This is a genomic window from Bacteroides sp. AF39-16AC (assembly GCF_003602735.1).
Taxonomy (GTDB): Bacteria; Bacteroidota; Bacteroidia; order Bacteroidales; family Bacteroidaceae; genus Bacteroides; species Bacteroides uniformis.
The window spans coordinates 16,738-30,651 of record NZ_QTLN01000021.1; the positions used below are offsets into that span (position 1 = coordinate 16,738).

The 13,914-nt window shown below is 41.9% G+C and carries 11 protein-coding genes; 8 read left to right on the forward strand and 3 right to left on the reverse strand.

Annotation, left to right across the window (positions count from 1 at the left end):
- Nucleotides 1-2 precede the first annotated feature (2 nt).
- On the forward strand, nucleotides 3-1,550 hold the full coding sequence (locus DW039_RS15620; protein WP_022400625.1) for a RagB/SusD family nutrient uptake outer membrane protein: 1,548 nt from the start codon (nucleotides 3-5) through the stop codon (nucleotides 1,548-1,550).
- A gap of 32 nt (nucleotides 1,551-1,582) precedes the next feature.
- Nucleotides 1,583-3,088, forward strand: coding sequence for a DUF2961 domain-containing protein (locus tag DW039_RS15625; protein WP_120382119.1), 1,506 nt, complete (start codon nucleotides 1,583-1,585; stop codon nucleotides 3,086-3,088).
- A 198-nt stretch (nucleotides 3,089-3,286) separates the two neighbouring features.
- On the opposite strand, the gene DW039_RS15630 is transcribed toward DW039_RS15625, so the two are convergent.
- Nucleotides 3,287-4,165 carry a DMT family transporter gene (locus DW039_RS15630; RefSeq protein WP_120382120.1) on the reverse strand — a complete coding sequence of 293 codons (879 nt, stop codon included), beginning with the start codon at nucleotides 4,163-4,165 and terminating at the stop codon, nucleotides 3,287-3,289.
- A gap of 526 nt (nucleotides 4,166-4,691) precedes the next feature.
- Here DW039_RS15630 and leuS point away from each other — a divergent pair.
- Genes leuS through DW039_RS15645 form a run of 3 tightly spaced genes read left to right on the forward strand, consistent with a single transcriptional unit; the run spans nucleotide 4,692 to nucleotide 9,053 of the window.
- Nucleotides 4,692-7,529, forward strand: coding sequence for a leucine--tRNA ligase (leuS, locus tag DW039_RS15635; protein ID WP_120382121.1), 2,838 nt, complete (start codon nucleotides 4,692-4,694; stop codon nucleotides 7,527-7,529).
- A 5-nt stretch (nucleotides 7,530-7,534) separates the two neighbouring features.
- On the forward strand, nucleotides 7,535-8,437 hold the full coding sequence (locus tag DW039_RS15640; RefSeq protein ID WP_005825197.1) for a YitT family protein: 903 nt from the start codon (nucleotides 7,535-7,537) through the stop codon (nucleotides 8,435-8,437).
- 37 nt (nucleotides 8,438-8,474) lie between these two features.
- A complete protein-coding gene (locus DW039_RS15645) occupies nucleotides 8,475-9,053 on the forward strand; it encodes a non-canonical purine NTP diphosphatase (RefSeq protein WP_005833965.1) in 579 nt (192 codons plus the stop codon).
- A 93-nt stretch (nucleotides 9,054-9,146) separates the two neighbouring features.
- Here the strand turns inward: DW039_RS15645 and nadA are convergent, their stop codons facing one another.
- Nucleotides 9,147-10,085, reverse strand: coding sequence for a quinolinate synthase NadA (gene nadA / locus DW039_RS15650; protein WP_008662265.1), 939 nt, complete (start codon nucleotides 10,083-10,085; stop codon nucleotides 9,147-9,149).
- A gap of 464 nt (nucleotides 10,086-10,549) precedes the next feature.
- Between nadA and DW039_RS15655 the strand changes: the two genes are divergently transcribed.
- The 3 genes from DW039_RS15655 (at nucleotide 10,550) to DW039_RS15665 (ending at nucleotide 13,233) form a co-directional block, all read left to right on the forward strand.
- Nucleotides 10,550-11,077 carry an RNA methyltransferase gene (locus DW039_RS15655; protein ID WP_009037513.1) on the forward strand — a complete coding sequence of 176 codons (528 nt, stop codon included), beginning with the start codon at nucleotides 10,550-10,552 and terminating at the stop codon, nucleotides 11,075-11,077.
- Nucleotides 11,078-11,400: 323 nt separating this feature from the next.
- The gene (locus tag DW039_RS15660) at nucleotides 11,401-12,363 is read left to right on the forward strand and encodes a YitT family protein (RefSeq protein WP_005825206.1); all 963 of its coding nucleotides are present in this window, start codon (nucleotides 11,401-11,403) and stop codon (nucleotides 12,361-12,363) included.
- A gap of 129 nt (nucleotides 12,364-12,492) precedes the next feature.
- Complete coding sequence (locus tag DW039_RS15665) at nucleotides 12,493-13,233, forward strand: DUF5131 family protein (RefSeq protein ID WP_044468589.1); 741 nt, start codon at nucleotides 12,493-12,495, stop codon at nucleotides 13,231-13,233.
- Here the strand turns inward: DW039_RS15665 and DW039_RS15670 are convergent.
- The gene (locus tag DW039_RS15670) at nucleotides 13,228-13,860 is read right to left on the reverse strand and encodes a DUF4294 domain-containing protein (protein ID WP_120382122.1); all 633 of its coding nucleotides are present in this window, start codon (nucleotides 13,858-13,860) and stop codon (nucleotides 13,228-13,230) included. The two genes, DW039_RS15665 and DW039_RS15670, sit on opposite strands and share 6 nt — an antisense overlap.
- Nucleotides 13,861-13,914: the final 54 nt, after the last annotated feature.

Sequence of the window (13,914 nt, forward strand, 5' to 3'; positions counted from 1 at the left end):
TTATGAAAAGAAAAATTTATATAATATACGCATTCCTTGGAATGACATTTACAGGATGTGACAATATATTAGACTCTACTCCAGCAGTTACTATCAGTGAAGATTTATTCTGGCAAACTGAAGATGATGCAGAAAAAGCAATCATTGGAGTATACGGCCCTTTGATGGACGAATATTATTTTGCAGGACATACCGAACCGGTATGGGATGTACAAAGTGATGATTTATATCGTGCCGGAGACTGGGGAGACGATGCCCAGCTCGAAACATTCAATGCTAATCCTGAACAAGGAGAACTCTTCGGACGTGGATGGAAATTAAAGTTTGAAGGAATAAAAAGAGCTAATGATGTTTTGAGAAATGTTCCTTCTATGTCTATCAGTGAACAAAAGAAAAACGAAATATTAGGACAAGCTTATTTTATGCGAGCTTTCCATTATTCAAGATTAATGCTGATACATGGAGGACTACCTCTTTATGACGAAAACCTACCAATCAGTGAATATAACAAACCAAGAGCCACACATGCTGAAACTTATGAATTTATAGAAAGAGATCTGGAAAAAGCAGCAGAGCTTCTACCACTTTCATGGCCCGAAGCTGATTTAGGCAAACCTACTAAAGCTTCTGCATGGGGACTTCTATGCCGCTTCTATCTATATGAAGAAAAATATCAGGAAGTTGTCAATACTGCTAATAAGATTTTTGAACACAAAGATTTGTATAGTTTGATGGATAACTATGGCGATAATTTTTTAGTAGAAAAAAGAAATGAAAAAGAAGTTCTATTTGCTGTAAAAATGATGATGATGGCAGACAGTCCCGCCTGGCCATTCAATCTTTATTTTTATCCTCATGCCTTTGGTGGCTGGAACTTCTTTCATCCGGAACAATCTCTCGTTGATGAATTTGAATATCTCGACGGCAGTCCAAGACGTAAAATCAAATTCCAAAAAGAAGATGCGGAAAACTGTAAGTATGTATTTACCGACAATGGAGAAATAGTAAACTGGCAAAAAGAATTTATTCAAAGAGATCCCCGTTTAAGAGCAACTGTAGTTACTTGCGGAGAATCTTTCAATATGGATGGAGCTGTATATACATTTCCTGCCGGTGATACTATGACCGGATATTGTTGCAACAAATACATTGACCCCAACCATCATGCCGGATTGTGTAATCTTCATTATTGTATCGTAAGAATGTCCGATATTTATTTGATGAAAGCAGAAGCTCTACTGAAACAACAAGGGAGCAGCAATGCGGAAATTGACGGTCTGATCAATGAAGTAAGACGCCGCGTTGGTTTGGCTGATATATCCAACTGTACAATGGAAGACATTATTCATGAAAGACGGTGTGAATTTGCAACAGAAGGACTCAGACACTACGATTTAATCAGATGGAAACTGGCAAAAACAGTATATGCAAATGACAATGGCCCCGACGGTCCGAGAACTTTTGTTGAAGGAAAGCACGAACTGTTGCCTATCCCTCAATCTGAAATAGACTTGAGCCAAGGAGTACTGGTACAGAATCCGGGGTATTAAATTGTTTATTAATGACTTTATAAAATTCAGCTATGCTAAAATCATTAAATGGCCGTTTTATTATTTGGGGAGGAGTAATTGTATACATATTCCTTTCCTGTACCCCTATTGCAAAGAAAAGCTTTAATTATTCATCTGAATTGGAAGCCCTTTCCCGTCTGGATTTATTGCCTGAATTCCGTTCCAACTGCATAGTGGAACAAATATCCAGTTATGACAAGACTGGAGGAAATGACGACGGTTTCAATGGTACTTATTCCTATATCCGGAAAGAAAATAACAAGCTGGTTATTGCAGATTTAAAGGGACCAGGTATCATCAATAGAATATGGACTCCCACCCCTACTAATGATTCTCTGGAGTTTTATTTTGACGGAGAAAAAAATGCCAGTCTGAAAATATGTTTTCAAGATTTGTTTTCCAATAGGCAATATCCGTTTATAGAACCAATTTGTGGAGAAGGGGTCGGTGGTTTTTATTGTTATCTTCCCATACCGTACAGAAAATCATGCAAAATAGTATTGAACGGTCCTTTGATGAAATTTTATCAGATTCAATATCGAAATATGCCTGAATATAAGATTGAAAGCTTTTCTACTGATTTATTCCCAGAAGCAAAGAATACATTAAAGAAAGTTTGCCAAATATGGCAAACTTTCGCGACTCCTGATATTGTCACCTTTGCAATGGGAAAGTCCAAAACCTATCAAGTAGAAGAGCTTTCTTTCTCTTTAGCTCCAGGTGAAGAAAAAGTATTCTTCCACACAAATGTACCAGGACGTATACTAGGTTTCGAAATAAATAGCAAACAATATTTACATAATAATATATCAATCAATGCTATTTGGGACAAAGAGGAGAATCCGGCCATACATATTCCATTGCAAGATTTTTTCGGATATTCTGCCGGCAAACCGTCAATGAACGGAATGATGATAGGCAGTAAATCGGGTAGACACTATAGTTTCTTACCCTGTCCGTTTGACAGTACAGCTGAAATGAAGTTACAGTATCGTGCAGGTGAAGGAGAAAATCTTTTTATTACCACAAAAGTATACTATAATACAGAAGCAAGAAATAAACAAGATGAAGGTAAATTATATACTTTTTGGCATCGTGAAATCAATCCAAAACAAGGAGAATGCTATGATTTTCTTTCAGTTAAAGGAAGAGGACATTATGTAGGAACAATTCATAATGCCCAAGGACTGTATCCAAATAATATGGTATTTTTTGAAGGAGACGATTCCACTTATGTAGATGGAAAAATGCGAATTCATGGCACCGGTTCCGAAGATTACTACAACGGAGGATGGTATGACCTGCCGGGAAAATGGAATTGCGCCAAAAGCCTACCGATTCATGGTTGTTTGGATTATCATTTACAAGCAGCACGTACCGGAGGATTTCGCTTTTATACAACAGACAAGCTTTCCTTTGAAAAAGAATTTTATATGGGAATAGAACATGGTATGACAGGAAATACATATCCCGTTGATTATTCCTCAGTTGCTTTCTATTATTTAGACAAACCATAATAAAATCACTAATATCATTATGAATAATAATCAAATTGGATTTTTTTATTATTTATGTACTGTTGATTATTAGTGTATTATTCCTAATAAATAAGAAAACATAGTTCTTTTGAGATTCTTGTAATCACTCATTTATTTTCAATTGCCATTTATAAAAAATCTGCGATTTACAAGAATTTCAAAGGACTATTTTTCCCATTACTTCTTTCCCGCCCAATAAACTCCTCCCAATATCAGCGCAGCTCCCATCAGAGCAACCATCGTCAGCCGTTCTCCCAACAGAAAAGCAGAACCTACCAGGGTGAAGAGAGGATTCAAGTAAATATAGTTAGAAGCCCTTATTGTACCGAGCTGTTTCAACACTACGTTCCAGACTACAAAGCAGATTAAGGAAGCCAACACACCAAGGAAAAGTAGATTGAACAGAATAGCCGGTTCTAAAAGCCTGGTAATGTCGAACTGCCAGGGATGAACCAGAAATGCAGGAAGAATGGTCAATACCCCATAAAAAAATATCTTACGGGTAATAAAAATTATGCTGTAACGATTGGACATTTTTCTCATTATCAAACTATAGAATGCCCAGGAAAAAGCTGCAAGCAAAGTAAGGAAATCACCTAAAGGAGAAATCTTCAATACAAAACTACCATTATAAACCACCAATGCCACACCAACCAATGCCAGCAAAGAACCAGCCATCAATCCACGGGTAGCCTTTTCCTTTTTATAAACCCACAAAGAAAGAATGGTGGTGAGTAACGGAGCCGTACAGACAATAAACGACACATTCGTCGCCAATGTAATCTCCAAAGCTGTATTTTCCGTAAAAAAGTAGAATGAACCGCCTGTTATGCCTCCTAAAAACATCCAAAATTCATCTTTCCAATTGTCGGCAAACAGTTTTCGGGGAGAAATAAGCCAAATGCCCATATAAGCTATCAGGAAACGAAGCAAGAATATTTCCTGCGGAGAAAGACCGTGCCCAATCAATACTTTCGTTGAAATAAAGGTCAGCCCCCAAATACCTACCGTAAGGACGGCGACAAGATGATAAGTATAATTTTTCATTGCGTTCATACACTTCCGATAAGTCGCACAAATATACGTACTTTCTTTTTTCAATACAATGAAACCAACCATAAATAATGTTCAGGGAGGATTTACTAAAACTCGAAGGAAGATTTACTAAATCTTTCCTCCCGTTTTAGTAAATCTTTAACCCCCTTATTAGAAGCCTATTGAACGAACTCTCATTTATCGGCAGAATAATAAACAACAATCTGCCGAATACACAGACAAAAAACACAAAGGATGAAATCTTCCCAGACTTCATCCTTCGCTATATCCTAAAAATCTTTTAGTAAATATCCTATTGAATTAATTTAGCTATTATTTGTATTACAAACAAAAAATTAGTTTTAAAAGCACATCACAAATGTAAGTAATAAAAAGTGAATTATCAAGTCTTTGCCATTGTTTTTTATGTTACTTCGCTACAAATCTGAAAATAAACCCGTAACTTTGCACCGATATTAACCGAATACTGACCGGTTTTAACCATTGAATAAACAATGTTTTCAACAAAATATTAATAAGTACCACTATGGAATACAATTTCAGGGAAATTGAAAAGAAATGGCAGAAAAGGTGGGTGGAAAACAAAACCTACCAAGTGACGGAAGACGAAACGAAGAAAAAATTCTATGTACTGAACATGTTCCCATACCCCTCCGGTGCGGGATTGCATGTAGGTCATCCGCTGGGATATATTGCTTCGGATATTTACGCCCGCTACAAACGACTGCAAGGTTTCAATGTACTGAATCCCATGGGATATGACGCTTACGGACTTCCAGCAGAACAATATGCCATACAAACGGGACAGCACCCTGCAATTACGACCGTCAACAATATCAACCGATACCGTGAACAGTTGGATAAGATAGGTTTCTCTTTCGACTGGAACCGCGAAATCCGTACCTGCGAACCGGAATATTACCATTGGACCCAATGGGCATTCCAAAAGATGTTCAACAGCTACTACTGCAACGATGAAAAGCAGGCACGTCCCATCCAGGAACTGATTGAAGCATTCAGCCAAACCGGTACCGAAGGAATAAACGTGGCTTGCAGCGAAGAACTGAGTTTCACCGCCGCAGAGTGGAATGCCAAGAGCGAAAAGGAACAACAGGAAATCCTGATGAACTACCGTATAGCCTATCTGGGCGAGACGATGGTAAACTGGTGCCCTCAGCTGGGAACCGTACTTGCCAACGATGAAGTGGTGGACGGCGTAAGCGAACGAGGCGGCTTCCCCGTCATTCAAAAGAAGATGCGTCAATGGTGTCTCCGTGTATCTGCCTATGCACAACGCTTGCTGGACGGACTCGATACCATCGACTGGACCGAATCCCTGAAAGAAACCCAAAAGAACTGGATAGGACGCAGCGAAGGCGCTGAAATAGAATTCAAGGTAAAAGACAGCGATTTGGAATTCACTATCTTCACCACCCGTGCAGATACCATGTTCGGCGTCACCTTCATGGTATTGGCTCCCGAAAGCGAACTGGTACAGCAACTTACCACCGACACACAGAAAGATGAAGTAAACGCTTATCTGGAACGCACCAAGAAACGTACCGAACGCGAACGTATTGCCGACCGTAGCGTTACCGGTGTATTCTCCGGAAGCTATGCCATCAATCCCTTTACCGGTGAGGCAGTTCCCATCTGGATAAGCGACTATGTACTTGCAGGATACGGTACGGGTGCCATCATGGCTGTGCCTGCGCACGACAGCCGTGACTATGCTTTTGCCAAGCACTTCGGTCTCGAAATTCGTCCGTTGGTAGAAGGCTGCGATGTAAGCGAAGAGAGCTTCGATGCCAAGGAAGGCATTGTATGCAACTCTCCACGCGAAGGCGTTACTTCCTATTGCGACCTCTCACTGAACGGGCTGACCATCAAGGAAGCGATTGCCGCTACCAAGAAATATGTGAAAGAGCATAACTTGGGACGTGTAAAGGTGAACTTCCGTCTGCGCGATGCCATCTTCTCACGCCAGCGCTATTGGGGCGAGCCGTTCCCGGTTTACTACAAGGACAACATGCCTTACATGATTGACGAGAGCGCCCTGCCCTTGGAACTGCCCGAAGTAGCCAAATTCCTGCCTACCGAAACCGGTGAACCTCCATTGGGACATGCCGCAAAATGGGCTTGGGATACCGTAAACAAATGCGTCGTAGAAAACGAAAAGATAGACAACATCACCGTCTTCCCGCTGGAACTCAATACTATGCCCGGATTTGCCGGTTCAAGCGCCTATTATCTGCGCTACATGGACCCACACAACAACCAGGCACTTGTAGACAAGAAAACGGATGAGTACTGGCACAATGTAGACCTTTACGTAGGCGGTACCGAACATGCCACCGGTCACTTGATATACTCCCGTTTCTGGAATAAGTTCCTGTACGACCTCGGCATTTCCGTAGCCGAAGAACCGTTCCAAAAGCTGGTGAACCAGGGCATGATTCAAGGACGGAGCAACTTCGTCTATCGCATCAAAGATACCAATACATTCGTGTCCCTGAATCTGAAAGACCAGTACGACACTACCCCACTCCACGTGGATGTGAATATCGTATCCAATGATGTTCTGGACCTTGAAGCCTTCAAGGCATGGCGTCCAGAATACGAAACTGCCGAGTTTATTCTGGAAGACGGCAAGTACATCTGCGGATGGGCTGTGGAAAAGATGAGTAAATCCATGTTCAACGTTGTCAATCCCGATATGATTGTCGACAAATACGGTGCCGACACTCTCCGCATGTACGAAATGTTCCTCGGCCCGGTAGAACAATCAAAGCCGTGGGATACAAACGGAATAGACGGTGTGCACCGCTTCATCAAGAAGTTCTGGTCACTGTTCTACGACCGCAACGACAATTATCTGGTAACGGATGAACCTGCCACCAAGGAAGAACTGAAATCCCTCCATAAACTGATTAAGAAAGTGACGGGAGACATCGAGCAATTCTCTTACAACACAAGTATCAGTGCCTTTATGATTTGTGTAAACGAGCTGTTCGGAATGAAATGCAGCAAGAAGGAAATCCTGAACCAGTTTATCATCGTTCTGGCTCCCTTTGCTCCGCATGTATGCGAAGAGTTGTGGGAGACACTGGGCAATGCAGGCTCCGTATGCGATGCCAAGTGGCCGGTATGCAACGAAGAATACCTGGTGGAAGATACGGTCAACTATACGGTTTCCTTCAACGGAAAAGCACGGTTCAACATGGAGTTCCCGGCAGATGCGGCATCGGATGCCATCCAGACTGCTGTATTGGCCGACGAACGTTCTGAAAAATGGATGGAAGGCAAGTCCATCGTCAAAGTAATCGTAGTGCCGAAGAAGATTGTGAACATCGTTGTCAAATAACAGATATGCAAATTACAAAACCAACCAAAGCGGAAGTGACGAGAGAGCTGAAGGATTATATCTTCATCACTCTGGGACTCATCAGCTATGCACTGGGATGGGCGGCATTCCTCATTCCCTATCAGATTACGACCGGAGGTACTACCGGTATCGGTGCCATCATCTATTATGCCACCGGATTTCCCATCCAGTGGTCATACTTCATCATCAATGCCGTACTGATGACTTTTGCCATCAAGATACTCGGACCGAAGTTCAGTATCAAGACTACGTTTGCCATCTTCGGACTCACTTTCTTCTTATGGTTTTTTCAGTTGCTGGTGAACGGTTCGGACGGCGTCCCTCCCCAACTGCTGGGCGAAGGACAAGACTTCATGGCTTGCCTGATAGGTGCGGCAATGTGCGGTGCCGGACTGGGTATCGTGTTCAACTGCAACGGCAGCACGGGAGGTACGGACATCATTGCAGCCATCATCCATAAATACAAGGATGTCACGCTGGGACGCATGATTATGGCTTGCGACTTCATTATCATCAGTTCCTGCTATGTGGTATTCCATGACTGGCGACGCGTGATATTCGGTTTTGTAACTTTGTTTGTCATCGGATTTGTACTGGATTACATAGTCAACAGTGCCCGGCAATCCGTTCAATTCTTTATTTTCTCCAAAGAATATGAAAAGATTGCCGACCGCATCACCAAAGAAACCCATCGCGGTGTAACGGTACTCGACGGTATCGGCTGGTACAGTAAACACAACGTGAAGGTACTGGTCGTCCTTGCCTACAAACGCCAATCGGTAGAAATATTCCGGATGGTGAAAGATATAGACCCGAACGCTTTCATTTCCCAAAGTTCCGTCATCGGTGTATACGGAGAAGGTTTCGACCGGTTGAAAGTGAAATAGGGACTTGTATAAGCCACAAGTATAAGGAGAACATAATATGAGAAAGAAATTTGTATTTGCCACCAACAATTCACACAAACTGGAAGAAGTGACTGCCATTTTGGGAGAGAAGGTCGAACTTCTCAGCATGAAGGATATCAAATGCGATACTGACATTCCGGAAACTGCAGACACACTTGAAGGAAATGCTTTGCTGAAAGCAAGATATATCTTCGATAACTATCATCTGGATTGTTTTGCCGATGATACCGGTTTGGAAGTGGAGGCCCTTGGTGGGGCACCGGGTGTATATTCCGCCCGTTATGCCGGCGATGCACACAATTCGGAAGCAAACATGAAGAAGTTACTGAAAGATATGGAGGGCATCGAGAACCGGAAAGCGCAATTCCGTACCGTATTTGTACTTATCATCGACGGAAAGGAACATCTGTTTGAGGGCATCGTGAAAGGAGAAATTACAAAAAACAGAAAAGGCGCTTCAGGTTTCGGTTATGACCCCATATTCATTCCCGAAGGATATACGCAGACTTTTGCAGAAATGGGGAATGAACTGAAGAATAAAATCAGTCACCGGGCATTGGCCACTAACAAGTTGTGTAAGTTCTTAATGAGATAATGTTTTTAATGTGCTGATATGCTAATGTGCCAATGTGCTAATTGGCTGCGCTGTCACGCCGAAAGGTCATTGGCACATTGGCATATCAGCACATTATAACCCCAGTTGAGCCGATATTTCCAACATCCTCTTAATCGGTTTCACTGCTTTTTCTGCAATCTCAGCATCCACCTTTATTTCCGGTGATTCGTTTTTCAAACAATCATAAAGCTTTTCCAGTGTATTCAGTCGCATGTAACTGCATTCATTGCAGGCACAAGTGCTGTCGTTGGGAGGAGCCGGAATAAATGTTGTCTGCGGGCATTGTTTCTGCATCTCGTGCAGGATACCGCTTTCGGTAGCTACAATGTAGCTCTTTTCGGGATGTGCCACTGCGTACTTCAGCAAAGCTGCCGTAGAGCCTACCACATCAGCCAGTTTCAAGACTGTACTCTTGCATTCGGGATGTGCCAGTACCACCGCATCGGGATGCTGCTGTTTTATTTCAACAATCTTTTCAACCGAGAATTCCTCGTGTACATGGCATGCGCCATCCCATAATAACATATTTCTTCCGGTAATGGAGTTGATATAATTACCCAAGTTCCGGTCCGGGCCAAAGATTATTTTCTCATCTTTGGGGAAGCTTTCCACAATCTGCTTTGCATTGGTAGAAGTTACCACCACATCGGTCACCGCCTTTACGGCAGCCGTTGTGTTCACATAGGATATCACCGTATATCCGGGATGCTCTTTGACAAACTGACTGAATTTGTCTGCCGGACAACTGTCTGCCAACGAACAGCCTGCCGCCATATCAGGCACCAGTACCTTCTTGTCGGGACAAAGCACCTTCGCCGTTTCTCCCATGAAGTGCACACCGCACATCACGATGATGTCCGCCTCCGTTCGGGCCGCCCATTGCGCCAAAGCCAGACTGTCGCCCACGTAATCGGCTATATCTTGTATTTCACCTTTCTGGTAGTAGTGCCCCAGAATGATTGCGTTCTTCTCCTTCTTCAGCTGCTTGATAGCTTCTATAAGATTATCCATAATTATATTTTTTAATTTCTCTTTCTTCTTTAAAAATCCTTTGATAGTAATGATAGGCTGTTAACAGTGTGGACAAATAAATACGATTTTTCTTGCCTATGAAGTTATTAGTATCAAGCTGAATTTTACTCTTATGCTTATAAACCGGGGTTTTTAAGTTTATCCGTTGATAATAAGACTTCTGCTAAACAGCATTAACATGTTGTTAATAATATGCAAAGTTAATAACTTTAGAGTTATAAACCGATGAAACCAGGCTGAAAAATATGTTGAATGAAGCCTGGAAAATTCTCCTTAACTTTTTTGGTTTGTTCGTTTCACTGCTGTAATATGCAGACCTTTGAATAATGCAAGGATTATTTTTAAAATTGTTTCCCTATTGTATTGACACCTTTTCAACGGTTATTAACCGGGATATAAACGGAAAAAAGTATCTTTGCAGGGAGATTTAAAAGTATATTGTCATGCGTAAACTGAAGATAACTGAACTGAATCGTATTAGTGTAGAGGAATTTAAGGAAGCCGAAAAACTGCCTTTGGTAGTGGTATTGGATAATATCCGCAGTCTCCATAATATAGGTTCCGTTTTCCGTACTTCGGATGCTTTCCGCATCGAGTGCATTTATCTTTGTGGCATTACAGCTATCCCACCCCATCCGGAGATGCACAAAACAGCTTTGGGAGCGGAATTTACCGTAGATTGGAAATATGTTGATAACTCTGTTGAAGCTGTTGATAACCTAAAATCCGAGGGATACATCGTTTATTCTGTAGAGCAGGCAGAAGGTAGTGTGATGCTGGACGAACTGGTGCTGGACAAGACTAAAAAGTATGCTGTGGTAATGGGAAATGAAGTGAAGGGTGTTCAACAAGAAGTGATTGACCATTCGCACGGTTGCATTGAAATTCCTCAATACGGCACAAAGCATTCGTTGAATGTATCGGTTACGGCGGGTATTGTTATTTGGGATTTATTCAAGAAACTGAGATAATAACAGGGCTGTTAATAAGCTGTCAATATATCGGGTTTGTTGGAGCTATAGATCGAACACGGTGCATCTATAGATCCAGCGTGTTGCATCTATAGATCCAATAAACTAGTTCTATATAGGTATGATGAGAGATTTTATGAACAGTGGTTGATTTTTATAATCAACCACTTTATTCATTGTAAATTAATGCTTTATCTCCTACTTTATCCTTTTTGTTAACCATGTATTCAACACATATCGGTTGTATGTGGAAAACTTGCTGTACAGTTGGTGTCTTTTCTTATTTTTTGTATATTTGCTGAATATATATAAATCATATCGATATGAAAAAGATAATATCTTCATGGATAGGCATTTTTGTAGGTTGTACTATTCTGGCAGCAGGTTTTGTTTACTTTATCAATCCTTATAATCTTGTTCCTGGCGGGGTGTATGGAGCTAGTATTGTGCTTCATAATCTGTTCCCTTCTATTCAGGTAGGTACTTTCGGTTATATGTTTGATATTCCTTTGCTTATCATTTCCGTGCTGGTACTGGGAGCAAAATTGGGAGCACGTACTATCGTGGCGGCACTATTCACTCCGCTTGCCATGAATGTGCTGTCTCTCCTCTCCTATCCTTCTGAAGAAGCGCTCCATCAGTTGGACCCTACACAGTTGCTGGGTGGCAGTCTGAATATGTCCGACCATTTGATGCTGACTTCTGTGATTGGTGCGGTGGTTATCGGTATAGGCTGTGGTATTGTAGTGCGTAGCCGGGCTACTACAGGAGGTACGGATATTGTGGCGATGATATTGCAGAAATATTGCCATATACGTTTTTCAAAGGCGATACTGCTGGTAGATGGCATTGTGGTGGGATTCGGCCTATTGGTTATCGGTTTCGGTATCGGAAATCCGGATGATGCTACACAACCTTCGTGGCATTTGTCTTTCTATTCACTGATAGCTATTTTTGTCACTTCAAGGGTATTGGCCTATGTGATAAATGGGGAGAAGAATGACAAGATACTGTTTGTCATCAGTGATATGCGCCTTACCGCTTTGCACGACTATATTCTTAAAGATTTGGACCGTACAGCCACTTGCATCAAAAGTAGTGGTCTTTATACCAATGTAGACAAGGAAATGCTGTTTCTTGTGGTGAGTTACAAGGAAGTGGTAGGTATCAAGCAGAAGATAAGGGAAGTAGACCCAAAGGCTTTTGTAGTGGTTACCGATGCTTATGATGCATTTGGTGAAGGTTGGAAAGAGCTTCCGATGGCAGGAGAGGTACAACCCGAATAGGTAGTAATAAACAATTGTTCATTCTGTTATTAACTGAATATATAGCTTAATATCAATTGTTTAATAACTGATTATTTATGTTGCTAACATAGTTTTCAACATGGTGTTAACGATAAGTTTTTTGTTTGAATGAACGGTATTGTTGCGAAGTCGATGATGTGGAACTTATGGCATGGTTGCCATAAATTGAGTGCAGGTTGCAAGCATTGTTATGTTTATCGTGGTGATGCCCGACGAGAGGTGGACAGTTCGGTGGTGGTGCGGACAAAAAACTTTGACCTGCCTTTGCGTAAAAAGCGTAACGGAGAATTCAAGATACCACCTGGAACATTTGTCTACACCTGCTTTACTTCCGATTTCTTTGTGGAAGATGCTGACAAATGGCGGGCCGAAGCATGGGAGATGATTCGTTGTCGCAGTGACCTGCATTTTATGATGATTACCAAGCGTATAGACCGTTTTTCTGACTGTCTGCCCGATGATTGGGGAGACGGATATGATAATGTAACCATTTGTTGTACGGTTGAAAACCAGGCTTGCGCCGATTATCGCTTGCCCATCTATAGGAGAGCTCCCATAAAGCATAAGATAATAATCTGTGAACCGCTGCTGGAAAGGATAGATTTAAGTACTTATGCTGTTGGCGAATGGATTGAACAGATAGTTGCAGGGGGAGAATCCGGTTACGAAGCCCGCCCTTGTGATTTTGAATGGGTGATGGACCTTCGCAGAATTTGTGTGGAAAATAAAGTGGACTTCTGGTTCAAGCAGACCGGTTCTAAGTTCGTCAAAGACGGAAAGACATATAATGTGAAACGCCAATTTCAACATTCGCAGGCACGCAAGGCGGGAATAAACATCAGTTTATAATTGTCCGCTTTCTACCATCAATATCACCCGTTCGGTCAATGCATCGTCTCCCATAGGGTCGTATTGTTTTTTTAGACTGGCGCCGAAGAGTGCGGCAAAAGTCTGGTAGAAACCGGCTTTGAAAGGGCCCATAAAAGCTTTTACCAGTTCATATCCGGTGGAGTTGGTCTGTCGGTCTACCAGTTTTATTAACAGTTTGCCTTGGGCAAAGGTAAGTTTCTTCATGCGGGGAGTGTATTGCTCCTTCAAGCTTTTCTCTACTGCTTTCATGTGTTTCTGGCGGGCTTTCTCGGTGGGCAGGGTCATCATGTATTCGTAGGTTTCAATGATGGCACGGTTAATCTCCTTGGAGATGGGAAGTACCTTCTTTACGTCACGAATGAGTTTGTAGTACTTGTTCATGTCGCGCTTGTTCTTGAATTTAAGCGGCTTGAAGATGTAGACAGTGGGGAGCTTGACATAAGGGATGGTATCTCCTTCGTAAACGCACATGGGAGTAAGATAGACACTCTTTTGCGCAGCAGACTGTGGTTGCTGCTGTGCAAAACATTTCAGGCTTCCGAGAGAAAGAAACATGATGAGTATTACTATGTTAAGACTTGCGTTCATGTTGCAAAAGTACACCATTCTGTGTAATGTTGTTGCATCATGTTGATTTTTCCTTGCTCAATTAACTTATTT

What these genes read in the sequence shown, in the direction of transcription:
- DW039_RS15655 (WP_009037513.1), top strand. Translation starts at nt 10,550, where the DNA reads ATGCGTAAACTGAAGATAACTGAACTGAATCGTATTAGTGTAGAGGAA.
- DW039_RS15645 (WP_005833965.1), top strand. Translation starts at nt 8,475, where the DNA reads ATGAGAAAGAAATTTGTATTTGCCACCAACAATTCACACAAACTGGAA.
- DW039_RS15665 (WP_044468589.1), top strand. Translation starts at nt 12,493, where the DNA reads ATGAACGGTATTGTTGCGAAGTCGATGATGTGGAACTTATGGCATGGT.
- DW039_RS15625 (WP_120382119.1), top strand. Translation starts at nt 1,583, where the DNA reads ATGCTAAAATCATTAAATGGCCGTTTTATTATTTGGGGAGGAGTAATT.
- leuS (WP_120382121.1), top strand. Translation starts at nt 4,692, where the DNA reads ATGGAATACAATTTCAGGGAAATTGAAAAGAAATGGCAGAAAAGGTGG.
- DW039_RS15630 (WP_120382120.1), bottom strand. Translation starts at nt 4,165, where the DNA reads ATGAACGCAATGAAAAATTATACTTATCATCTTGTCGCCGTCCTTACG.
- DW039_RS15640 (WP_005825197.1), top strand. Translation starts at nt 7,535, where the DNA reads ATGCAAATTACAAAACCAACCAAAGCGGAAGTGACGAGAGAGCTGAAG.
- DW039_RS15660 (WP_005825206.1), top strand. Translation starts at nt 11,401, where the DNA reads ATGAAAAAGATAATATCTTCATGGATAGGCATTTTTGTAGGTTGTACT.
- DW039_RS15620 (WP_022400625.1), top strand. Translation starts at nt 3, where the DNA reads ATGAAAAGAAAAATTTATATAATATACGCATTCCTTGGAATGACATTT.
- nadA (WP_008662265.1), bottom strand. Translation starts at nt 10,085, where the DNA reads ATGGATAATCTTATAGAAGCTATCAAGCAGCTGAAGAAGGAGAAGAAC.
- DW039_RS15670 (WP_120382122.1), bottom strand. Translation starts at nt 13,860, where the DNA reads ATGGTGTACTTTTGCAACATGAACGCAAGTCTTAACATAGTAATACTC.